This is a genomic window from Acinetobacter nematophilus (genome assembly GCF_026344175.1).
GTDB classification, from domain to species: Bacteria; Pseudomonadota; Gammaproteobacteria; order Pseudomonadales; family Moraxellaceae; genus Acinetobacter; species Acinetobacter nematophilus.
Map to the genome: position 1 here is coordinate 607396 of NZ_JAPKMY010000002.1, position 22731 is coordinate 630126.

At 38.6% G+C, this 22731-nt stretch carries 19 protein-coding genes and 1 other RNA gene; 15 read left to right on the forward strand and 5 right to left on the reverse strand.

Translation table 11 applies throughout. The annotated features are described in order from the left end of the window. The first annotated feature begins 78 nt into the window (after positions 1-78). The 3 genes from aroQ to accC are packed head-to-tail and all read left to right on the forward strand — an operon-like array spanning position 79 to position 2352. Entirely contained in the window at positions 79-534 is a 456-nt protein-coding gene (gene aroQ / locus OSH00_RS06570; protein WP_266129760.1) for a type II 3-dehydroquinate dehydratase, read from the forward strand. 17 nt (positions 535-551) lie between these two features. After that, positions 552-971: an acetyl-CoA carboxylase biotin carboxyl carrier protein gene (gene accB, locus OSH00_RS06575; protein WP_196077435.1), complete on the forward strand. Its 420-nt coding sequence runs from the start codon at positions 552-554 to the stop codon at positions 969-971. 16 nt (positions 972-987) lie between these two features. Further along, positions 988-2352, forward strand: coding sequence for an acetyl-CoA carboxylase biotin carboxylase subunit (gene accC, locus OSH00_RS06580; protein WP_005031915.1), 1365 nt, complete (start codon positions 988-990; stop codon positions 2350-2352). 136 nt (positions 2353-2488) lie between these two features. On the opposite strand, the gene OSH00_RS06585 is transcribed toward accC, so the two are convergent. Further along, on the reverse strand, positions 2489-2983 hold the full coding sequence (locus tag OSH00_RS06585) for a hypothetical protein (protein WP_266129761.1): 495 nt from the start codon (positions 2981-2983) through the stop codon (positions 2489-2491). A gap of 254 nt (positions 2984-3237) precedes the next feature. On the opposite strand from OSH00_RS06585, the gene OSH00_RS06590 reads away from it, so the two are divergent. The 5 genes from OSH00_RS06590 to OSH00_RS06610 all read left to right on the forward strand — a co-directional run bounded on the left by OSH00_RS06590 (position 3238) and on the right by OSH00_RS06610 (position 9251). After that, a complete protein-coding gene (locus OSH00_RS06590; protein WP_266129762.1) occupies positions 3238-4710 on the forward strand; it encodes a GGDEF domain-containing protein in 1473 nt (490 codons plus the stop codon). Between the two features lie 22 nt (positions 4711-4732). Continuing rightward, the gene (locus tag OSH00_RS06595; protein ID WP_266129763.1) at positions 4733-6223 is read left to right on the forward strand and encodes an amidase; all 1491 of its coding nucleotides are present in this window, start codon (positions 4733-4735) and stop codon (positions 6221-6223) included. Positions 6224-6539: 316 nt separating this feature from the next. Then, positions 6540-7418 carry a sulfite exporter TauE/SafE family protein gene (locus OSH00_RS06600; protein WP_266129764.1) on the forward strand — a complete coding sequence of 293 codons (879 nt, stop codon included), beginning with the start codon at positions 6540-6542 and terminating at the stop codon, positions 7416-7418. 142 nt (positions 7419-7560) lie between these two features. Next, complete coding sequence (locus tag OSH00_RS06605) at positions 7561-8652, forward strand: 3-deoxy-7-phosphoheptulonate synthase (protein WP_196075321.1); 1092 nt, start codon at positions 7561-7563, stop codon at positions 8650-8652. A 74-nt stretch (positions 8653-8726) separates the two neighbouring features. Then, on the forward strand, positions 8727-9251 hold the full coding sequence (locus OSH00_RS06610; RefSeq protein WP_266129765.1) for a protein tyrosine phosphatase family protein: 525 nt from the start codon (positions 8727-8729) through the stop codon (positions 9249-9251). 120 nt (positions 9252-9371) lie between these two features. Here the strand turns inward: OSH00_RS06610 and OSH00_RS06615 are convergent, their stop codons facing one another. The 3 genes from OSH00_RS06615 to OSH00_RS06625 form a co-directional block, all read right to left on the reverse strand. Then, on the reverse strand, positions 9372-12335 hold the full coding sequence (locus OSH00_RS06615) for a M66 family metalloprotease (RefSeq protein WP_266129766.1): 2964 nt from the start codon (positions 12333-12335) through the stop codon (positions 9372-9374). Positions 12336-13049: 714 nt separating this feature from the next. Next, a complete protein-coding gene (locus OSH00_RS06620) occupies positions 13050-13778 on the reverse strand; it encodes a histidine phosphatase family protein (protein ID WP_266129767.1) in 729 nt (242 codons plus the stop codon). A gap of 88 nt (positions 13779-13866) precedes the next feature. Continuing rightward, positions 13867-14718 (reverse strand): 3'(2'),5'-bisphosphate nucleotidase CysQ family protein, encoded by an 852-nt coding sequence (locus OSH00_RS06625; RefSeq protein WP_266129768.1) that lies wholly within the window; start codon positions 14716-14718, stop codon positions 13867-13869. Positions 14719-14912: 194 nt separating this feature from the next. Between OSH00_RS06625 and OSH00_RS06630 the strand changes: the two genes are divergently transcribed. From OSH00_RS06630 to OSH00_RS06655, 6 genes are all read left to right on the forward strand, one after another. Further along, the gene (locus OSH00_RS06630) at positions 14913-15611 is read left to right on the forward strand and encodes an HAD-IA family hydrolase (protein WP_266129769.1); all 699 of its coding nucleotides are present in this window, start codon (positions 14913-14915) and stop codon (positions 15609-15611) included. Continuing rightward, a complete protein-coding gene (locus OSH00_RS06635) occupies positions 15595-16035 on the forward strand; it encodes an RNA-binding S4 domain-containing protein (protein ID WP_196075316.1) in 441 nt (146 codons plus the stop codon). The genes OSH00_RS06630 and OSH00_RS06635 overlap by 17 nt, the downstream gene beginning before the upstream one ends. Positions 16036-16194: 159 nt before the next feature. Beyond that, entirely contained in the window at positions 16195-17241 is a 1047-nt protein-coding gene (gene recA, locus OSH00_RS06640) for a recombinase RecA (protein ID WP_151960220.1), read from the forward strand. A 156-nt stretch (positions 17242-17397) separates the two neighbouring features. After that, complete coding sequence (locus OSH00_RS06645; protein ID WP_266129770.1) at positions 17398-18246, forward strand: SDR family NAD(P)-dependent oxidoreductase; 849 nt, start codon at positions 17398-17400, stop codon at positions 18244-18246. 17 nt (positions 18247-18263) lie between these two features. Continuing rightward, positions 18264-19682, forward strand: coding sequence for a class I adenylate-forming enzyme family protein (locus OSH00_RS06650; RefSeq protein ID WP_266129771.1), 1419 nt, complete (start codon positions 18264-18266; stop codon positions 19680-19682). Positions 19683-19793: 111 nt separating this feature from the next. Beyond that, a complete protein-coding gene (locus OSH00_RS06655) occupies positions 19794-20399 on the forward strand; it encodes a regulatory protein RecX (RefSeq protein WP_266129772.1) in 606 nt (201 codons plus the stop codon). 98 nt (positions 20400-20497) lie between these two features. Here the strand turns inward: OSH00_RS06655 and ffs are convergent. Then, positions 20498-20594: signal recognition particle sRNA small type (gene ffs / locus OSH00_RS06660), an RNA gene on the reverse strand. Between the two features lie 1232 nt (positions 20595-21826). Between ffs and OSH00_RS06665 the strand changes: the two genes are divergently transcribed. Further along, complete coding sequence (locus OSH00_RS06665; RefSeq protein ID WP_266129854.1) at positions 21827-22699, forward strand: YbgF trimerization domain-containing protein; 873 nt, start codon at positions 21827-21829, stop codon at positions 22697-22699. Positions 22700-22731 lie beyond the last annotated feature (32 nt).

The following is a 22731-nucleotide window of genomic DNA, read 5'->3' on the forward strand; positions in this document are numbered from 1 at the left end:
GAAAAACATGCCATAATATGCAAACTTTGCAGACATCTTGCAAAGACTTTTTGCAATTTTTGAATTGGAGCAGTCTCAATGAGTTCGACCATTTTGGTCATTCACGGACCAAACTTAAACTTGCTAGGAAAGCGCGAACCAGAGGTCTATGGTCACCTCACATTGGATGACATTAACCAACAACTCCTAACGCAAGCTCAGCAAGCCAATATTACTTTAGATACTTTTCAAAGCAATTGGGAAGGTGCTGTAGTGGATCGTATCCATCAAGCACAAAGAGACGGCGTTAAAATTATTATCATAAATCCTGCCGCACTTACGCATACTTCCGTTGCCGTACGTGATGCCCTTTTAGGGGTCGCCATCCCTTTTATTGAAGTACATCTTTCTAATGTTCATGCACGTGAACCATTTAGACATCATTCTTATTTATCAGATAAAGCCGTTGGCGTAATTTGCGGTCTTGGTGCTAAAGGCTATTCTTTTGCGCTCGATTACGCTATCGACAAAATTCAATCTTCAACTCAATCATAATTTAGGAATACGAACCCATGGATATTCGCAAAATTAAAAAGCTCATCGATTTGATGATCGAATCTGATCTTCAAGCAATTGAAGTGAAAGAAGGTGATCAATCGATTGCTTTAACTCGTCGTAATCCTGTGGTTGCCGCTGGTGTAGCACCTATTGCACTCCCGGCTGCTGAAGCACCTGTAGTTAAAGCTGCCTCTCGCGGTGCGGTAGAAACCTCACCTATGGTCGGCGTGTTCTATTCTGCACCAAGTCCGGGTGAAGCTCCATTTGTCAATGTCGGTCAAACTGTTTCTGCGGGTGAGACTTTAGGTATCATCGAAGCAATGAAAATTATGAACCCTATTGAAGCAACTCAAAGCGGTGTGGTTGAAGAAATTCTTGTAAAAAATGGTGATGTAATCCAGTTCGGTCAACCTTTATTCCGCTACCGCGCGTAATACCTCGGGGGTTGATATGTTGCAAAAAGTTTTAATTGCAAACCGAGGTGAAATTGCACTACGCATCACTCGCGCCTGCAAAACTTTAGGGATTAAAACGGTCGGAATATATTCTGATGCCGACAAAGATTTAATGCATTTACGTTTTTGTGATGAAGCGGTATGTATTGGTCCAGGTGCAAGTAGTGAAAGTTACTTAAACATTCCTGCGATTATTACAGCCGCAGAAATTACTGGTGCAGATGCAATCCATCCCGGTTATGGTTTTTTGTCTGAAAATGCTGAATTTGCTGAAATTGTAGAAAGTTCAGGTTTTATTTTCATTGGTCCACGTCCTGAACACATTCGCCTAATGGGCAATAAAGTTTCAGCAATTACGGCGATGCGTAAAGCTGGTGTACCGACAGTTCCAGGTTCTGCACATGCAGTAACACCAAACAATGCTTTGGCTGAAGCAAAAGAAATTGGCTTTCCATTGATCGTCAAAGCTGCCTCAGGGGGCGGTGGTCGTGGCATGCGTATTGTTGAACGTGTGGACACTCTACTTGAATCTGTCCAAGCTGCGCAACGTGATGCTGAAATGTGGTTTGGGGACGATACCGTTTATATGGAACGTTTCCTGCAAAAACCTCGGCATGTTGAAGTTCAAGTTTTGGCAGACGGGAATGGTCAAGCAATTCATTTATATGACCGTGATTGTTCATTACAACGTCGACATCAAAAAGTACTTGAAGAAGCGCCTGCACCAGGTCTACCGGAAGAAGCTCGCGCCCACATTTTAGAAGCATGTGTAAACGCTTGTAAATTAATGCAATATCGTGGGGCTGGTACATTTGAATTCTTATTTGAAGATGGCGAATTCTTCTTCATTGAAATGAATACACGTGTTCAGGTTGAACATCCTGTAACTGAACAAGTCACAGGCGTAGATATTATTGAACAGCAGCTGCGTATTGCAGCCGGTCTAGGTCTTAACCTTCAACAAGAAGATATTAAGATCGAAGGTCATGCAATTGAATGTCGTATCAATGCTGAAGATCCGTCGACCTTCTTACCTTCGCCCGGTAAAATTGAATCGTTCTATGCACCAGGTGGCGCAGGTATTCGCTTAGATTCGCATATCTATCAAGGATATAGCATCCCGCCATATTATGATTCAATGATTGCAAAATTGATTTCTTACGGTAAAGATCGCGATACCGCAATTGCACGTATGAAACAAGCTCTAGATGAAATGATTCTGACTGGAATTAAAACCAATATTCCATTACATAAAGATTTGATTCTTGAAGATAAAAACTTCTGTTCACAGGCAATGGATATCCATTACCTTGAAAAACATTTGTTAAAGCAACTTCAAGGTCATGAAAATGACGCTTAAATGATTTTGTTTTACAAAAAAACCTCTGTAAATCAGAGGTTTTTTTGTATCAATAAAATCGACCTATCCCTAACGCAATTACGTATCAGCACAAAATCTTCAAGTATTGACCTCGGTCAAATTAATCATTTAAATCCTAAGGCAATACTTTTCGCAAGGTAGCAAAACATTGATCACCTTGGTCAGACGCACAGAAACTCATGGTATTTTTATTAATCCACTTTACATAATACTGTGAGACATCCCCGGTTTGATCTTCTTTACGACCAGAGCAATCCGTTTCATTATTTTCATAACGGATTTGCATGATCAATGCAGGTGGTTTTTCCAAGGTATTGTCAGGTGATGGTTGATAATCGAAAAGTCCAACCGACCATTCTTTGGCACTGTTGACCACAACCTCATTGGAACCTCGAAAATTATAATATTCGATGCATTTTTTATTCTCAGGAATTTCCATTCCCCATAAGCCTAAAATTTCTGGCCGAGTACTAATTCGAATGGTACTGGTTGTATTTGTCGCCATTACATTATTAGTCGTTGTTGCTTGAGCGCGTGGAGGTGCCTCATCAGCTTTAGTGTAAGAAGAAAAGCCTAGCAGTAAAGAAATTATAAGTGCTGTTTTTTTCATACCCAATCTTGTATGCCAAATTTTATCTTATATAAACTATCATATATTTATAATAAAACATGTAAAATTAACCATATAAGAACAATCTTTATCCAGCGTCCCCTCCAAAATATATGTTTGATATGCTGAATTAAAGGCGATTAAAGCTATTGATTTATCGATATATATAGATATGATGATCATTACTACCTTAAAGACAAAGCCATGTGACTTGGAATTGAAATTAAGTATTCTTCTAAAAATAGGTTAGTCATTTGCCACGAGCGATACCATATTTAAGTCAAACATTTAAGGACAATATTTCTGCATTTTTTCTGATTGCAGTGATCATATTTGCCTGCGCTTTGGCTGGAATATTGGGTAGACCACTCTCTTTCCTCGCTATTTTTTGGCCAGCAAATGCTGTCTTACTTGGACTTTTTTTAAGATTCCATTCCCTTAAAAATATCGGCGGGTGGTTAGGCGCATTTACAGGTTTTATGCTTGCAGACCTGATCACTGGAAATAGCTTTTTAGTGACCTTATTTTTAACTTTAGCCAATCTATCACACGCTTTGGTGACATTGTTACTCATCCATTTTTTTAAACTGGACTATAAACAATACAATAAAGGTTTAACATTTTTATATCTTTTTGGCATCAGTGCATTTGGAGGGTGTCTCGCCGCAGCTACAGTGGCTTGCTTAACGGTTTCTCACTTACCCAATACCTTTATGTCTATGGATCGAATCTGGATTGACTTTGGGATGTGGTGGACTGGAGAAATTCTCAATGTGATTGCATTTTTACCAATTGTCTTGGCGATTCCGAACCGCACAACATTACAGAACTATTTCCAAGAATTTAAGCAACAACCTATTCAAGTTCAACTTTTTTTACCTTTTCTCGGCGTTGTTTTTTCAGTAGCACTCACCCACTTTTTTATCGGTCCTGGCGCAATCATGTTCCCCATTGCGGCACTGATCTGGGCTGCACTCAGTTATAATCTATTTTTTGTCTCAGTCATCAACTGTGGGGTATGTATGCTTTTGTATAATGCATTGACCTCATACTATATCACCCAGTCACCTGATGCTTATTTAGAAACCACACTTTCCGTTCGAATAGGCTTATTCATGCTGGCGCTAGGACCTTTGACGCTGACCATTATCAGCCGTAACCGCCAAAAGCTATATCATCAGATTTTATATCTCGCCAATCATGATGGTTTAACAACCACACTGAATCGACGTTATTTTTATGAGGAAAGTGAACGCACAATCGCCAGAAATACTGAAAAAACTGTACATAGTGTGGCGATATTGCTGCTGGATCTGGATCATTTTAAAAAAATTAATGATCAATACGGACATATGATTGGGGATTATGTATTGCAGACATTTTCTCAACAAGTAAAAACGCAGCTACGTGCCCATGACTTGTTTGGTCGTTTAGGGGGAGAGGAATTTGCAATTTTACTGAAAGATTTAAGCTTAGAACAAAGTATCGCGATTGCTCAACGAATCTGTAATACAACCTTCGATACCCCTATTGATTTAGATGATCAACGCACACTTCATATCAGCGTAAGTATAGGTTTGAGTTATCAAACCTTACCCTACTGTATTCCTTTTCAACAGCTCATCAAACGTGCAGATACAGCACTGTATTTAGCGAAAGAAAGAGGAAGAAATCAACTTTGTTTGGAAACAGATATTCAGCAAGATCAAAAATTATTTGCCCAATAAACTTAAATTGCGAGGGAGTGCAATGAAATATTCAGAATATATTCAATATGATGGCATCGGTTTGGCACAGCTGGTACAAAGCAAACAGATACAAGCACATGAATTACTTGAAATCGCCATTCAACGAGCTGAACAGGTCAATCCCAAAATCAATGCCATCGTTATCCCGATGTATGAACAGGCAATGAAAAATGCAAATAACCACCATGCAGGTCAGTTTTCTGGCGTTCCTTTTTTATTAAAGGACCTCCATCAAGAGTTCGCAGGTGTGGCAACATCTTACGGTTCAAAATCTTTTAAAAATGCCCAGTATATTGCTCAAGAAAACGCAGAAATTGTTACGCGCTGGATTAAATCAGGGGTCGTGACTTTTGGTTTAACCAACTCACCTGAATTTGGCATTAAAGGCATCACTGAACCTGAAGCATGGGGAAGCTGTAAAAACCCATGGAATCTTAAATATAACAGTGGTGGTTCATCAGGGGGAGCAGCCTCGAGTATTGCTGCTGGGATTGTGCCTATTGCTGGTGCCAGTGATGGGGGTGGATCAATCCGTATTCCCGCCTCGTATTGCGGATTGTTTGGACTAAAACCCAGTCGAGGACGCACGCCTTGGGGACCTCAAATTAGTGAAGCCATGCACGGTGCAGCAATGCAGCATGTACTGTGTAAGTCCGTACGAGACAGTGCAGCAATGCTGGATGCAACACAAGGTTCAGATCATAATGCACTTTTTAATATTCAAAATCCCACAGAAAGCTATTTAGAGATTATTCAAAAATCGCCAAAAAAATTACGGATCGGTTTTTCATTCGCATCGCCTATCGGTACTCATGTATCACAAGATGCCGTCAATGCCATTCAAAACACAGTAAATCTATTACAGTCCTTAGGGCATATTGTTGAAGAAGCCTCACCCCAGATAGATGGTATGGCTTTGGCTAAAGATTTTATTACCACATGGTTTAGTCAATGTGCCTATACCGTAAAACAGGTTAAACAACAATTTGGTGCCAAAGATCAAGATTTTGAATTAGATACTTTAGCAATTGCTGCATTTGGTGCTAAAGCATCTGCATTGGATTACATCAATAACCTGAATAACTGGGGAGTTTATGTAACCAAAATGAATCATTTTTTTAGCCAATATGATTTATTTCTTATCCCCTCCACTGCATCTGTTGCACCTAAAAATGGCGAAGTCAAAACACCTGCTTGGCAAATTCCTATTTTAAAGGCTTTACTAAAAGTTGACCAAGCACACTTGTTGGCAAAAGGAAAATTGGTTGAACAATTGATTAAAAATAATTTGCAATGGGTCCCTTTTACACAACTGGCTAATATCACGGGCTTACCAGCCATGTCTGTACCTTTGTACTGGAATAAAGATCATTTACCCTTAGGCTCTCAATTTATTGCCCCATTTGGACAAGAGGATACGCTATTGCAATTGGCAGCACAGCTAGAACAAGCACAGCCGTGGGCAATACGCTATCAATCCATCAAGATATAAATTTTACGCTTGTAAATATTCATGTAAATTTTAATTACTTATATGAATATTTACATTTTTTAATGCCTATATCATTTAGTTAAAGTTTTACATCTCCAGGGCAAAATCAAATGCCTCGACAAACAATTAAGACACCCTGTTGTTGTTTTATTTTTTATAAAATGGCTTGATAATTTAACCCACCCCTTAAAAAATTAAACCTATTTAAGAAAATATGCTTTAGCACTTTTTTGCATAAGCAAATCAACAATCAAGACAACTACTTATACAAAAAAGTCATAAGATATGCCTGTTTTTTGATATCTGGCAATAAGTCATGTTTGGTCCTATTGAGTTTATTTTAGCTGGCGTTTTAGTTGGTTTCTGTGTAGGTATTACGGGTGTAGGTGGTGGATCACTGATGACCCCCATTTTAATTAGTCTATTTCGAATTGAACCACACATCGCCATTGGAACAGACCTTCTCTATGCTGCGATTTCAAAGTTCTGTGGCTCACTTGTACATGCTAAAAAACTCAATATTGTCTGGCCAATCGTACTTTGGCTCGCTTTAGGCAGTGTTCCGGCATCATTTGTGACCCATTGGATTTTAGAAAACTATTTGAGCGGTTCAACGCATTACAAAGCCATCTTAACGATGGTATTAGGATTTATGCTGACTCTAACAGGTCTATCGATCATGTTTCGTGCCAGAATTGAAAAGTTTTTTGCCAAATTTCGTGCAGAGAAACAGGATTTCCATGCGGCAAATCATTTTAATATTGAGGGCAAGCGGCTTTATGTCGTACTCATGGGTATTGTACTCGGTGTATTCGTGACGCTTTCCTCTGTAGGTGCTGGTGCTTTTGGTGTCATGGCATTAATTCTCATGTTTCCCAACTTACCGATGATTCGCATCATTGGTTCAGATGTGGTCCATGCAGTTTTACTCACCTCTGTAGCCGGTTTTGCACATATGACTTCAGGTAATGTGGATTTTCAATTACTTGGTTGGTTATTGGTTGGGTCTATTCCTGCCATTATTGTTGGAACATTAATCAGCTCGAAAATGCCTGAAAAAATGATTCGTAAAATACTTGGAGTCACGCTCTTTGCGTTGGGCGTTAACTTTATCTTAAATCCAGTTAAGTCAAAACCTGTTGAAAAACCACAGGCCGTTATGGTGACTCAAACGGCTCAACAGCAGCAGGTTTAAATTTAATCTGTTATTGATAACTTATCATTATGAATTGGCTATGAAGTTTTAATGATTTATTTATAACAAAACTTGAACCAATTCATGTTATATTCTGACCACTAAAAATACTTTCTGTATGTTCTAATACCCAGTGACGGCAATGAATACATTAAATTCAAATCCAATTATTCAATCAGATATTGATGACGTGAATGTCCAAAGCATTCAAACGCTTGTAACGCCAGCTGAACTTAAAGCTGAACTTCCATTAAATGAAAATGCCTACCAAACCGTACTTCATGGTCGTGAAACCGTACGCAATATTTTAGATGGTAAAGATAAACGTCTCTTTGTTGTGATTGGTCCTTGCTCGATTCATGACCCTGTAGCTGCACATGATTATGCAGATCGCTTAAAAGTACTAAGCGAAAAAGTAAAAGATACCTTGTATATCATCATGCGAGTCTATTTTGAAAAACCTCGTACAACTGTAGGTTGGAAAGGTTTGATCAATGACCCGGATATGAATGATTCTTTTAATATTGAAAAAGGTTTACGCTTAGGACGTAAATTGCTGCTTGAGTTAAATGACAAAGGTTTACCTTGTGCGACTGAAGCCTTGGATCCGAACTCTCCTCAATATTATCAAGATCTTATTTCATGGTCTGCCATTGGCGCACGTACTACCGAAAGCCAAACCCATCGTGAAATGTCATCTGGTTTGTCTTCACCTGTAGGTTTTAAAAACGGCACCGATGGTGGCTTAACTGTTGCAACCAATGCAATGCAATCCGTGAAGCATGGACATAGCTTTTTAGGTCTGAATAACGAAGGGCAAGTTTCAGTGATTCGCACCAGCGGCAACCCTTATGCGCATGTTGTATTACGTGGCGGGAATGGTAAGCCTAACTATGATGCAGGCTCAGTGGCTGAAGCTGAAAATGCCCTCGCCAAAGCTAAAGTCAGTACTAAAATCATGATTGATACCAGTCATGCAAACTCAAACAAAGACCCGTATTTGCAACCATTGGTATTGAAAAATATCACTGAACAAATTCTTGATGGGAACAAATCGATTGTTGGCATCATGGTTGAAAGTCATATCAAAGGCGGTCGCCAAGATATTCCAGAAAATCTAAGCGATTTGGAATACGGTAAATCAGTGACTGATGGCTGTATTGACTGGGAAACGACAGAAAAAGCATTGCTTGAAATGGATGCAGCATTAAAAGATATTTTACCAAATCGTTAATTAGTATAAAAACGCCATCTACATAGATGGCGTTTTTGTTTATGATGTTATTAAAATTTTTCTGTAAGAATGCTATGAACGAACTTGAACAAGAACTCTGTCAAATCGCAAACTTTCAGTTTGTCCATGAACATTTACTGACTTCAGGTCAACCGACGGCTGAACAACTGAAGCAAATTAAAGAATACGGCATAGATACGGTGATCAATCTGGCATTTACAGATGCATCGGTACATTTAGAACATGAAGATAAAATCTGTGCTGAATTAGGCTTAAACTATATCCAAATTCCCATCCATTGGGAGCGACCTGCAGATGACCAATGTTTATTTATTCTAGATTTGATTGCACATTTGGTGCAGGAAAAAATGGTGTGGGTACATTGCGCCAAAAACATGCGTGTCAGTAGCCTGATGTATTTATATCGTCAATATTTTATGGATATAGACATGCCAACGGCACAAGCATTATTGCATCAAGTGTGGCAACCCAATGAGACATGGACGGGCTTAATTCACGCAGTTAGTCTTCAACTTCAAGGACGTAAGGCGACTGAAGACTTACAACATTCATTGATGCACGCTGACCAGTTTTCTTAAAAATATAACATCCATTCCATCTTTGCTCGTTTTGAATGATTTCAATATAAAAGCATTCAATAGGATAAAAACAAGCGCCCTCAGGCGCTTATTTAATGATGATAAAAGCAATATACCGACTTAGTGAATCAATAACTGTTTGATCAATGCTAAGTTCACTGAACTTGTCGCAGCCAAAATCAAACTATTATTGGAGGCTAAACTGGTCCATTTTTGATTCGCACCTGTCCCACAGTTATAACTAATCAAACGAGCACGGTTGTTATTTAAATAACCGTATTCTAAATCAAAACATTTTGAACCTTGTTCAATGCGCTGCAAAGTTGGATTCATCGTCCAAGCCTGCGCTGAACTCTCATTACTACATGATGCAAGATTGATCACACCTGCCTGACTCGCTAAACATTGATCTATATATTTCTTACTATGGATTTTACCCATCGCATCATAAATCCACTGTTCAGAGTCATCACCTGTACATGCACTCTTACCACTGATATAGGCGTTAAGTTTACCATCGGACCGTGTTTCTACCTTTAAACAATTGGTTCCATTCTTTAGACTAGAGACTTCATTAAGATTAAAGTCATTGCTTAACTCCAATTTAGCCACAAATCTATTCAATGCCTCAATTGCTTCAGCATTCGAACTTTCCAAATCAACTCGATAGGCATTCATCCAACGATTTAAGCGGTAGAGTTTAATTTGCTGTTGGGTATAACGTACCATTTCAAACTGTGCATTTGGAGAAAGCTCGGTTTTAAATAGACGGTAAGAGTCAAATAATAACCGTGAATTGGCATCAAGTTTAACCACCGCTTTACCTTGATTATTCAGTAAAGCTTGTTCAAGTTGGGGCATTTCAATTTTTCTTAAAGCAGAATATTCTGCTTCCTTGCCAATGGTCACAAAAGGTGTCATGGGTTCAACTGCAACAGGAATACTGATACTGGATAGCTTGACTGCCTGTTGACCCGCTTTCTGACAATAAAGATCCACGTTTTGAGGTGCATCACTTTGTGCAAGATTGACATGAAACTTATTGGCATTGCTTCCTGCATTTACACGTTGTGGCGCAAGAGCAATATGTTCAACCTTACTGGCATATTGTACATTTAGCCAACAGCTTGCAGCTGTACCAGCGGTATTGGCTTGAGGCAAATTGAATACATTACCCCAGTTGCCACGTGCTGCAGGATAAACAATACCTACCTGATTTACTGGGTCATATCCCCCTAAAATCGTATAAACGGGCACACTAAACAGCCGTGGCTTTAGGAAATTACCATCTGCACTGTTGTACCAAACATTGCCTGAATTCGGCGTTTTGGGTTGGGCATCAACCATTTCTCGTGTGCTTGCATTCCACTTTTTATAACCAGTGGTTGAGTTTGCATCCCAAATATACTTATCAAATGCAGGCTGAATTTTTAACCAAGTGCTATAACCCGTATAGTGGGTATATTTAGAAATCGAACTGGCACTCGCGCCACCACTCATTGCATCCCAGCCATACGCGTATAAATTTTGGAAATTCGGCACCCCGTTACTGCCATCTCCTAAATTGGTACTGCCCCAATTTAAGTTGCCACGCATCTTATTACGGAAGGCAATATAGCCCCAGCCGCTATCCGCATGATGTGCGGACCAGAAATAATTGGTTGGACTACCGCTGGTTTCAACAGAACCAGGATAATGTCCCAATCCATAATGATGTCCAATTTCATGACTGAATTCATTTCCTATAGAATCAATCAAAGTCAAAATTCCATTGCCACCACTCAAGCCATGGTTCGACTCACCATTGGCATATTTACCGCGTGCATGATGAATTACAACACTCTGGGTAACTTGCGGTTGCTCCTGACTCTGCATTGAGGAACTGGTTACACCCCAGTTGGCTAAATTTATACCGACACTAAATGTTGATTTCGCAGTATTCTCACGCATATCACCATCATAAACGCCTCCATTGGTCGCGCTTACTGAATCATAAATTACCCCACTCGCAACCATCACTCGATTAAGCTTCATTTCATCATATTTACTGACAATCATTTTTGCCGCTGGGATGGTTTGCAAATAATCAGTCCCCGCTTTTTCAGGTTCCAACAACATATAGTGCCCATTGGATTTTGGTGCGTCGGTCAGCAAGCCTAAGCGAATACTTTGAACCACAAGCTCTCCAGGTGCCGCAAAGTCAATATCGCTTCCGCCTAGCGTACCGCTACGATTATTGACTGGATCGACAATTCGGATAGAAAGACCAGAACGAACTTCATCCCACTTTAAAGCAACGGACCATGCTTGCTTAGAGTACATCACTCGTGCTCGATCATCCTGATTGGATTGATCAGCAGCAGCAAGACGAGAAGGCTCTTTCAAATTTACCGTACGTATCAGTTGATTTCCCTGATAAATTTCGGCTTGTAATTTGTTGAGTTCCCCCATTGCAACCAAAGGTGTGACCAATAACAAAGCATCTTTTTCAGTGGTCAAACGCGGCATTTTATCCTGTTCGTTATTCTTCGGGTTGACCGCATGACTTTGTACAAACTGCACCATTGCAGCAAAATTACCCGTCAAGTCATTACGCAGCAATCGATTTTCACCCTGTCCATTAAAATCATAGAACCCCAATATCTGATTCGAGATTTTATTTTTAGCAGGTTCAGGATATTTATCGACAACAGGCGGTGTCGTACCTGCATTACCTTCAGAACCCCCTATATCTTCTGACGGCGCTTCTGTGGAACCGCCTGAACCACTTTCTGGTGGGATTACTGTAGAACCATTATTGGAGCCATCCGAACCACTCTCTGGTGGAATCTCTGTAGAACCGCTATTGGAGCCTCCCGAACTACTCTCTGGTGGTGTTTCTGTAGAATCATTACTTGAACCACCCGAACCATTGTTCGGTATTTCTGGCGTTCCATCTCCAGGTAACTCATTTGTACCATCACCTGGGTTTTGTGGCAGGTTTGAAGGCTGATCTTTTACAGAATGGTTATCACTGCCGCCCCCACATGCAATCAGCATTGCTGAAAGCGTACAGATTGTTAAATATTTAAACCTTAATTGCATCACAGAACTTCCCCAATATTTATAACGACTTATCTCTATTCATATTTTTTGAGACTAAATTTAAATAATATTTAATTTCAACAACTTAAATATAACATGCCAATTAAATTTTCATTATTTTTTTCTCATAAACCGACGAAAAAATCTCAGAACAGCAAAATAAGATGGTGTATGCAGACTGGAACAAATGATCAAGATTAGAATGGATCACCAATCTATTAAAAAATTCATACCGCTAAATATAATTTTCTTGATCAATAAAATTAACACTATGAAAATAATTTTGAATGAGATAAAGCTTTCATTGCCACACGTTAATTTTAAAGTTGAAATAAATTTGTTTTGTGTAGGCAAAGACTCACTTTGCTCACTTCATTTTTAGCGTAACCACATTCTTGCGCTTTAAACTAAACAGTTGTTTGCTTTTGCTCACATATCCCTGCTCGATAGGCTAACCTCAATATTGCCTTGGGATAGAAAAACTAACGATGATTTAACAGAACACGATAAATGAATGACTAATTTTTTTAAAATTTGTATAAAACATAAAATTGATTGGATATAAATGATTGAAATCAAATCCCTTGTATGAATCATCAGGTAGCCTGACCTTTGTTAAATTTTTAATTTTAGGCTTACTTCTATCAGCTGTATCACACACTCTATCGACGCCGATTGCGCACTAAAGACATAACATTGTCTTTTTTTATCAAATTATTGTTGGAAATCACGTATCAACAATTCGCCTCGTTCGCCTCTCCAAATCCATTTTAAATGACTGTCCATAAAACGCTCTCCTTCGAACCAAACAAATAATCCTTCCATCATTTCTGGCCAATCACTTTGATCAATTTGAGTACGTTTGGAAATCACAGCAATAATTGCAGCAAGAATCGTATCATGACTCACAGCCAGACTAATACCATGGCTTACTGTAGGATGTGTTTCATAAATCAGTTCAAGCACATCAACCACACCCCTAATCGGATGTTTCATTCCCGGTAGTGCATTATTTACAAAACTATTGATAAAACCCAGCGCACCCTGTTTGCGAAAGTATGGTGCAGCTTGCTTAATATCCAACACAAAGCTTCCTGGCTCAACCAATAAACCTTTTTCGATAATTTCTATATGATGGGTATTTGGATGAGACGAAATACCATCTGCACCCTGAATCATCAGAGCAGCAGTATCGACACAGCGTTGGATTGGACTGGAAATACAATGCTGAATCACACGATCGGTATGATCTATCAAATAAGAGCCCCACGCATGTGCTAAGTCACGCCCCTGAGTCGTTAATTGTAAATCATAGCCAGCCAACCCCTGTCCATTAACAACTTCACGAATTGAATGACGCGTAAATAAAGTCACTGGGGTCTGCGCATCTGGCAATAAATCTATCGCTTTCAGCATGCTTTTCGGCAATAAATCTAACGCCATATCAACTCAAAACTCTTTTCTATACAGGCTTACTATACCATAACTCATAAAGCGTTAAATCATCTATAAAATAGATATCCATATCATCTTAAAAGCGAACATTGCCAAGCGCATCCAAGGCAATCTGCTTGGTTTCTTCATCCCGAAATGCAATAAAACCTTCATTCAATACAGTATGACGCTGGTTATAGGTGAACGGTACTGCTGCCAAACTGACCAGTCCTCCACCAATACTTTCGAGCAAGCCTTGTCCTGCGCTAGTATCCCATTCTGAGGTTGGGTGGAAACGTGGATAAATATCAATTTCACCTTCCAACATCATACAAAATTTATAGGCGCTGCCTGCTTCTCTTTTAATGACGGGTGACTCTTGCTCAATATAATCAATATATTGCTGATATTTAGGATTCTTACTGCTATGACTTAAACCAACTTGGATGGCATCTTCTTCAACTTCTTTAAATTTGCAATAACGCTCCCAAGTTCCTTGAGTAAATGAATATTTATAGGGAAGTTCTGTTAAGTACCCCAAATACATGACTTGTTCTGTCGGTACAGCAATAATAGAAAATATCGTTTGATGATTTTGAATCAGGCTTAAATTGATGGTAAATTCATCACGTTCATGAATAAATTCTTTGGTTCCATCTAAAGGATCTAGCATCCAACACTTAGTCCAAGTATGTCGTTCTGAATAATCACTTTCTTCAGATAATACAGGAATGTCTGGTGTCACTTGCGCCAATTGATCAATAAGATATGCATTGACCCTTAAATCAGCTTGGGTTACTGGAGACTGATCATCCTTTTGATCAATATTAAATGCTCGCCCAGCACAATAGTCTTGATATTCCTCAAGTAAAATTTGACTTGCACGGACCAAAACAGGAACTAATTTCGAAATTTGGTCATCTTGCGGTGCTTGAGTAGTAATAAACATTGATCCGACCTGTAGGATGTCTGATTTTTGTGCTTAAGCCTATCATTTTTTGATGTTGAGTGCATGAAAACAATAGCTTTTAAATAATTAATTGTACTTTAACTGGATAATATGATTTTGAATATCATGGATAGGCTTATAAATTTTTATTCGGTTTACTATACTAAGCGCACTGCAAAGGCTTGGAAAGTTTTATGATCATGAAACCGGTTATCTTTTTTGATATGGACGGTACGCTCCTCGATTTGGCTTTTGATGATTTCATCTGGAACACCAAACTCCCTGAACGTCATGCAGCAACACATCAATGTAGTTTAGAGCAGAGTCATAGCATCCTGAATACATTTTATCAGCAACATCATCATACCCTGTGTTGGTATTCCTCAAAATACTGGTCTGAGAAAGTGGGTGTAGACGTTTTAAAATTACAATGTGAATATAAAGACAAGATTGCAACACGACCGGGTTGCTTTGAACTCCTGAAACAACTGAAAGCACAAGGTTATCGTTGCTGGCTACTGACCAATGCAGATTGTGCAGGTTTACAGCTTAAACTTGAAAATATCGATTTGAGCCCTTATTTTGAAGTAATGATCAGTAGTGAAGAAATTGGTTACTCTAAAGAGTGTGTTGAATTCTGGGAAATTCTTCAACAGAAACATCCTTTTGATCCTCAAAATGCCTGTTTGGTTGACGATACTGCGCCTGTACTCAAAGCTGCTAAAAAATTTGGTATACAGCATTTGATTACAATTACTCAGCCATCAAGTGCTCGCGCCGCGCGCCATCTACTTGAGTTGGAATACCCTGCAATTCACCATTTAACTGAGCTTTTACCTTTACTCACCGAGTTAAACTTAGAAAATAAGGATGTCGATGTCAAAACAGCCTGAGAAACAACAACTTGAAACAATGCGTGTAGACAAGTGGCTTTGGGCTGCACGTTTCTTTAAAACACGCTCAATTGCCAAAGATGCAATTGAAGGTGGCAAAGTTCATCATAACAATGAACGGGTAAAGGTTTCTAAAGAAATCCGTGTGGGCATGGAATTGACCATACAGCAAGGATTTGATCGAAAAACAGTGGTGATCAAAGCCTTGTCTGCTGTTCGTGGCGGTGCGCCAATTGCACAACAACTGTATGAAGAAACAGAAGTCAGTGTGGCACGTAGAGAGTTGATTTCAACCCAAAGAAAATTGCATAATCTAGCGCGGCCTGATCATCGACCGAGTAAAAAAGATCGACGACAAATAAGCAAATTTAAACAAGAAAATGATCAACAATTTGACCAATCATGGTCCTATGATGATGACTGAATTCGTTTAAGTTGAGTACGACAAAATATGTCGCACTACTGTTTTAAAAGATAGAACCATTTTTCATTTTCTGTCACTATTACTCCTGTGGACGAAAGATCAAATTTAATGACATCCACTTAAGATATTAGTGATATTACATCGTTTGAGGTTTACGAGATGGATGATAACAAAAGCAAGGCACTGAATGCAGCACTCAGCCAAATTGAAAAACAATTTGGTAAAAACACAGTGATGCGTTTAGGTGATAATACTGTACAAGCAGTTGAAGCTGTTTCTACAGGCTCTTTAACACTTGATATTGCATTAGGAATTGGGGGCTTACCAAAAGGACGTATTGTTGAAATCTATGGCCCTGAATCTTCTGGTAAAACCACCATGACTTTACAGGCAATCGCGCAATGCCAAAAGGCAGGTGGAACTTGTGCCTTTATTGATGCCGAACATGCTTTAGATCCACAATATGCACGTAAACTTGGGGTCGATATTGATAACCTTTTAGTTTCACAGCCAGATAATGGTGAACAGGCACTTGAAATTGCCGACATGCTTGTGCGCTCAGGTGCAATTGATTTGATTGTTGTCGACTCAGTTGCTGCATTGACCCCGAAAGCCGAAATTGAAGGTGAAATGGGTGACTCTCATATGGGCTTACAAGCACGTTTGATGAGCCAAGCATTGCGTAAAATCACAGGTAATGCAAAGCGTTCCAACTGCATGGTAATTTTCATTAACCAAATCCGTATGAAAATTGGCGTTATGTTTGGTAGCCCTGAAACCACGACAGGTGGTAATGCATTGAAGTTCTATGCTTCAGTACGTTTAGATATCCGCCGTATCGGTCAAGTGAAAGAAGGCGATGAGATCGTTGGTTCTGAAACGAAAGTGAAAGTTGTTAAAAATAAAATGGCTCCTCCTTTCCGTGAAGCGATTTTCCAAATCATGTATGGTAAAGGTGTTAATCATCTGGGTGAGTTGGTTGACCTCGCTGTTGCCCAAGAACTGGTTCAAAAAGCAGGTGCATGGTATTCCTACCAAGGCGATAAAATCGGTCAAGGTAAAAACAATGTCATTCGCCATTTAGAAGAAAATCCACAACTGGCACAAGATCTTGATCGAATGATTCGTGAAAAGCTCTTAACTACAGCAAATGCTGCACCTGTTGAAGAAAAAGAGGAAGAAGAACCTGACTTTTTAGATGTTTAATCTCATCTATGATTTTTCTTCGTTTCCTTATATTTTCTAAGCGCCTTTCGAGGCGCTTTTTATATAAATTATTGAATTGAGCTAAATTTTACTAGCAAATAAATTTCAGTTATAACTGATTTAAAATGATATACACCATCCAACACATGTATTCCTATGCAGACGAAAATCACAAAATTGGCTGAGTTTTTATTTTTTCAGGGCCCAAGAATTGCTCAATCAAAAATAGATCAACATTTTCAAAAAAAGACGATATTGATTACGGGTGCCAGTTTTGGAATTGGTGAAGCATGTGCAAAACGTTTAGCACATACTGAATGCACCTTGGTTTTAGTTGCGCGAAGTACCGACAAACTTTTACAGCTTAAAAATGAATTAGAACTGAATCAATGTCAGGTTAAAATCATAACTACTGACTTATATCAACTGGATGCAGCAGAAAATATTTTTCAACACCTTCAAGTTCAAGACATCCAGGTGGACATCCTGATTCATAATGCTGGTAAATCCATTCAACGTTCCATTTGGAAAAGTTTAAATCGAGCTCAGGATATTGATCGAAGTGTTGCGATTAATTTCATCAATCCCGCTCATCTGACTCGTTTATTATTGCCAGAATTAAAACAGCAATCTGGGCAAATTTTGGTTGTTTCCACTATTAATGCAAAACTATTCGCTCCCCCACTTTGGTCAAGTTATCAAGCATCTAAAGTTGCTATGCAACAATGGATACTGGCCATCCAACCCGAACTTGCAATTCATCAGGTTGATACCTGCTTAGTTTATTTGCCACTGGTACGCACACGTATGATTTTGCCAACCAAACACTATGATCACATGCCTGCAATGCAGGTGCAAAGTGCGGCGAATGCAATTTTAGATAGCCTGATGGGTCATAAACGACAATGGCAACCATGGTGGCTCATCTTGGCACAAATTGTTTCTGGTCTATTGTCAACACCGATTTATTATTTTTATTGCTATATGCTTGGACGGAAAAAATAAAAATGTCATGGCGCTTCATGATCAAATGGTGTCTTAGCCTGTTATTCAGCATCATAAGACATGGTGTTCATCTATACAGTATTTTAGATGCGCAAACTCGAATCAATAAAAATAAAACGGCATTGATTATCGATGGCGTAGCATTTAGTTTTCACGATCTGAAACATCGTACGGATCAACTTATTTGTGAATGGATCAAACCAGAATATCAAAGTCAATTTCCAAGCCAAATTGCGCTCATGCTAGAACAAGATTTAGATAGCCTAGCTGCTTTATTTGCCTTAAGCCGTTTAGGCAAAGATATTGTAATTATTAACCCCAATTTAATCGAACATAAACTTCAAACACTGTTAGACCAGAAAAAGTTTTATTTGATTGGGCATTTTGCACGACTACAAAAATTTAAAATTAAGCATTTTTCAAATATTCCACCATGGCAGCAACAGCGAAATTTTCGCCTCAAAAGCTATTTTTTTAACAAGATTAGTGTCTGTTCCTCTGGGTCTACTGGTATTCCTAAAATTGCAACACGACATTCAAATCCACTGCAATGCCTGCCTTTATTAGATCTCATGCTTAGACAATTAAAGTTCTTTAAAATTCAGCGGATTTTTGTCATGACACCGATCTGTCATGCTGCTGGTTTAACTGCAAGTTTAATGGCTTTAAGCTTTAACAAGACCGTCATCTTACAAAATCGCTTTGATGTACAAGCTGCCTGTTTATGGATTACACAATACCAAATTGATTGTTTAAACGTGGTACCAACAATTCTACATCGCCTAGTTCAGTCTCGCTCAATACTCAGTTCAGTACAGACTATCATTACTGGAAGTGCACCCTTAAGTGCTCATTTGGTTGATCAAGTTCAACAACACTACCCACACATTCAAATATTTAACCTATATGGAAGTTCAGAAACTGGGATTAATCTGCTCGCAACCCCTGCTGATTTAAAAACACATCCAGACAGTATTGGCAAAGCCATTCAAGGTGTAGCACTTAAAATTACAGATTCATCAGGAGAAAGTCTCGCACAGGGCCAAATTGGTACATTATGGAGTAAATGTGCATGGTCGATTACCCCCAATCAATGGATTGAATGTGGAGATTTGGCTGTACGAGATGGGCAAGGCTATTATTTTTTAAAAGGTCGACGTGATGATATGTTAATTTGTGGAGGGATCAATGTTTACCCAATCGATTTAGAAAATATTTTATATCAACATCCATCCATAGAATATGCTCAAGCGTATGCTGTAGATGATTTAGATCTAGGGCAATGTTTAGCCGTTAAAATCATTCTTAAACAATATCTGGATCTAAATCAATTACAAGACTGGATCAGTCAAAAGGCACCACGATATTTACGTCCAAAATCTATTTTTATCATTGAGCAAATTGAATCAGACAGTATTGGCAAACCTATTCATTAAACTGCATGAGAGTTCACCTATTCATCTATCTGTGCAGCTTATACGCTGTTAAAACTAAAAATAGGCGCTACACTATGACCAATACGAACGAAGGTTATTGTTATTAAAGATATGAGCCAAGCTAAATTTCCTAAAGTGCTAGACTACGAAAAGCTAAAGCAGCAATTTGGCGAAGATGAAACTGAAACTCATCCTACAACAAGTAATGAGGTCAATCATGAGCATGCCTTTATTGCCGATCAAGATTGCAGACCTGTACCGCAGGGCTTGACTGGAACACGTTTACGCTCATATGCTTTTGCCGTTTTGACACGCAAAGAATACTCAAAAGCAGATCTGATAGATAAATTAATGACCTTGGCACAAAATCGTGAAGAAGTTCTAGCATTGGTCGATGAATTATCTGCAAACAACTATCAAAGCGATCAGCGTGTAGCTGAAATGACAGTACGTAGCCAAGTCCGTAAAGGCAAAGGACCCAATCGAATTAAGTTGGCTTTGCGAGCTAAACATCTCGATAAAAGCCTAGTACAAGAAGATATAGCTGAAATTGATTGGTATGACCAGGCTTATCAGTTAAAAGTAAAAAAATATGGCACAGAGGTCAGTAAAGACCCCAAAATCAAGGCCAAACAAATTCGCTTTTTACAGTACAGAGGCTTTGAAATGGATGCCATTATGAAAGCTATTTCTAGAAAAGAAAATGAGGATGAATAGGAATGTAAAATGAGTTAAAAATAAAAACAACAGCAATCAAGCAATAAAAGAGAAAATTATATTTTGAATGGTAAGCAGATTTTGAAAACTGGTGGCAACCCTACTAGCAAAATTTCGGCACATCATAGTTCTGATACCGTTGCTACCTTCCGGTCCTGGCGGGGTTTTCAGAGTACAATTGCGAAACCACCAGCAGGGCTACCATTGCAAGAACAGAGTATAGAGATTTTTTATTTTCTTGCAAGACAAACATTGTGATTTTCTCAAGTTATTCATTCGTTTGCTTATTTCCTCATCAATATGATTAATTTTTGCAAAAACCCATACAGAAAATTAAGTGAATTTAACGTGGATGTTATGGCTTGAGGAGTAAACTTAATCATCATTAAAATATATGATGTTCTGCTCATATTTAGGGATTCACCTTCTCTCGTTAAAGCAGCACACAAAGTCACCGGTAGAAGCTACAGAAAAAGATCAGAGCAAAAGATTTACATCTGCTTTAACATGCATTGTTGCTGTTGAAGCATTATTATCACCCAAAGTATCATCGGTCTTATTATCATCAATAATTTGAACCCTATGCCCTGCTCAAATTAAATCATTTTTAACGTCATCATTGAGTTTCATTTAAAAGAAACAATTATACATACAAGGACTGTGACATTCAGCCAGCGATCTTTACTGATTTTTATATGTTTGAAAATTAAGGCGCTTTGACGAAACTAAATCCAAAAGATTTATATTTTAAAATTAAACTGCATGATCCATAGCAAAAATTCAGCTCAAAAAATGATAGATAAAATTTATTAGATCAATAGCGTCTATAGACATTTCATAAGCAATTTAGGTTGTAATTTAAACTTGAGTCAGCATGAGGAGTATACTCTGCAAGCAAACGAAGAAAATAGTGAGGCTATTTTCAAGTTCTATAACCTAGGCTGGAATCATTTTAGCCTTCCCTGAGCAAGAACAAAACATGACTTTATTTGTAGTACAAGGCATAGTGATGACAAATATGTTTTTGCCCATTCCTCGTGATCTTGCGAAACAGTGTTTCTCATCATATAGAGTGACTCAATTTCGTATTTCATATTTATCTTGTGTCTGGTTTATTGAGTGTCCAGTCTCGCCAAAGGACACAGCTCGCTGCAAGCATAGACCAACTGTCAACAGCCCCTAACCATGACTTGGTTGAGAGTCAGCAGCAATAGATAAATTGCTGTAATACGTGATTCATCTTAAAAGCTTCATTTCCCATTCATCAACGGATTTAATACAAAAAGTCTTCATATTTTACTAGAATTATCTGAAGATTGTAAAAGCGCCTTGCAATTCTGCTTCCAGCCGTTTTTAATGATCACCATTAGTGATTTTTAAGCAACTTTATTCCTATTCTGGAAGATTTTGACTTTAATGGATTTTCAATTATGCTAAAAAAGCATGCTCTATTTTCTATTGCTTTACTCAGTTCAGCCTCTTTATACGCGATTCCAATTGAGTCTCGTGGATTAAGTAATGCGTCTTCAGGAAATGATGTCGCAAATTCACCTGCTCCGATTACTGGAAATATGAATTGGGATCTTATTCAAAAGAATCAGCAACTCGAAAATCAGATTCGTGAACTACGTGGCAAAATTGAAGAACAAGATCATGCCATTGATCAGCTCAATAAAGAATTAAGCAATCGCTATACTGACCTCGATCAACGCCTTGAGTTGTTGAATCAAAAGTTAGAGCCAGACAATAATTCCCAAGAGCAACAAGCACCTGCTGAAAATGCGCCAACGACAAATCCTTCTGTAGAAAATCCAGAGCAGACTACGCAGACAGCAGCACCGAATCAAACAGCCACACAGCAGCAAGCTGCAACACAAACTGCTCAAACCTCAGCAACATCTGCAAACAGTAACAATACCAGTGATGCTATCGCGCTTGAAAAAGCCGCTTATACCGTTGCTTTAGATGCTTATAAGAAAGGCGGTGCAAAACAAGCCATTGCACCAATGCAGAATTTTATTAAAAATTATCCAAACAGTATTTATACAGGAAATGCTTATTTTTGGTTGGCTGAATTCCAATTGGCAATTGATCCACCAAACTACAATGAAGCTAAGAAGAACTATGAAATCGTCGCTGCAAAATTCCCCAACTCATCCAAAGCACCACGTGCTTTATACCAGCTTTACAGTATTGCAAAAGATGTCAATAAAAATACGCAAACTGCAAATGTCTACAAGACTAAATTATTAAATACCTACCCTAAATCTGAAGAAGCAGGTTATTTCAAAAAAGGTTAATTTTTAAAATTTAATTCATAAAAAATGCCTCT

What these genes read in the sequence shown, in the direction of transcription:
- aroQ (WP_266129760.1), top strand. Translation starts at nt 79, where the DNA reads ATGAGTTCGACCATTTTGGTCATTCACGGACCAAACTTAAACTTGCTA.
- accB (WP_196077435.1), top strand. Translation starts at nt 552, where the DNA reads ATGGATATTCGCAAAATTAAAAAGCTCATCGATTTGATGATCGAATCT.
- accC (WP_005031915.1), top strand. Translation starts at nt 988, where the DNA reads ATGTTGCAAAAAGTTTTAATTGCAAACCGAGGTGAAATTGCACTACGC.
- OSH00_RS06585 (WP_266129761.1), bottom strand. Translation starts at nt 2,983, where the DNA reads ATGAAAAAAACAGCACTTATAATTTCTTTACTGCTAGGCTTTTCTTCT.
- OSH00_RS06595 (WP_266129763.1), top strand. Translation starts at nt 4,733, where the DNA reads ATGAAATATTCAGAATATATTCAATATGATGGCATCGGTTTGGCACAG.
- OSH00_RS06600 (WP_266129764.1), top strand. Translation starts at nt 6,540, where the DNA reads ATGTTTGGTCCTATTGAGTTTATTTTAGCTGGCGTTTTAGTTGGTTTC.
- OSH00_RS06605 (WP_196075321.1), top strand. Translation starts at nt 7,561, where the DNA reads ATGAATACATTAAATTCAAATCCAATTATTCAATCAGATATTGATGAC.
- OSH00_RS06610 (WP_266129765.1), top strand. Translation starts at nt 8,727, where the DNA reads ATGAACGAACTTGAACAAGAACTCTGTCAAATCGCAAACTTTCAGTTT.
- OSH00_RS06615 (WP_266129766.1), bottom strand. Translation starts at nt 12,335, where the DNA reads ATGCAATTAAGGTTTAAATATTTAACAATCTGTACGCTTTCAGCAATG.
- OSH00_RS06620 (WP_266129767.1), bottom strand. Translation starts at nt 13,778, where the DNA reads ATGGCGTTAGATTTATTGCCGAAAAGCATGCTGAAAGCGATAGATTTA.
- OSH00_RS06625 (WP_266129768.1), bottom strand. Translation starts at nt 14,718, where the DNA reads ATGTTTATTACTACTCAAGCACCGCAAGATGACCAAATTTCGAAATTA.
- OSH00_RS06630 (WP_266129769.1), top strand. Translation starts at nt 14,913, where the DNA reads ATGATCATGAAACCGGTTATCTTTTTTGATATGGACGGTACGCTCCTC.
- OSH00_RS06635 (WP_196075316.1), top strand. Translation starts at nt 15,595, where the DNA reads ATGTCAAAACAGCCTGAGAAACAACAACTTGAAACAATGCGTGTAGAC.
- recA (WP_151960220.1), top strand. Translation starts at nt 16,195, where the DNA reads ATGGATGATAACAAAAGCAAGGCACTGAATGCAGCACTCAGCCAAATT.
- OSH00_RS06645 (WP_266129770.1), top strand. Translation starts at nt 17,398, where the DNA reads ATGCAGACGAAAATCACAAAATTGGCTGAGTTTTTATTTTTTCAGGGC.
- OSH00_RS06650 (WP_266129771.1), top strand. Translation starts at nt 18,264, where the DNA reads ATGATCAAATGGTGTCTTAGCCTGTTATTCAGCATCATAAGACATGGT.
- OSH00_RS06655 (WP_266129772.1), top strand. Translation starts at nt 19,794, where the DNA reads ATGAGCCAAGCTAAATTTCCTAAAGTGCTAGACTACGAAAAGCTAAAG.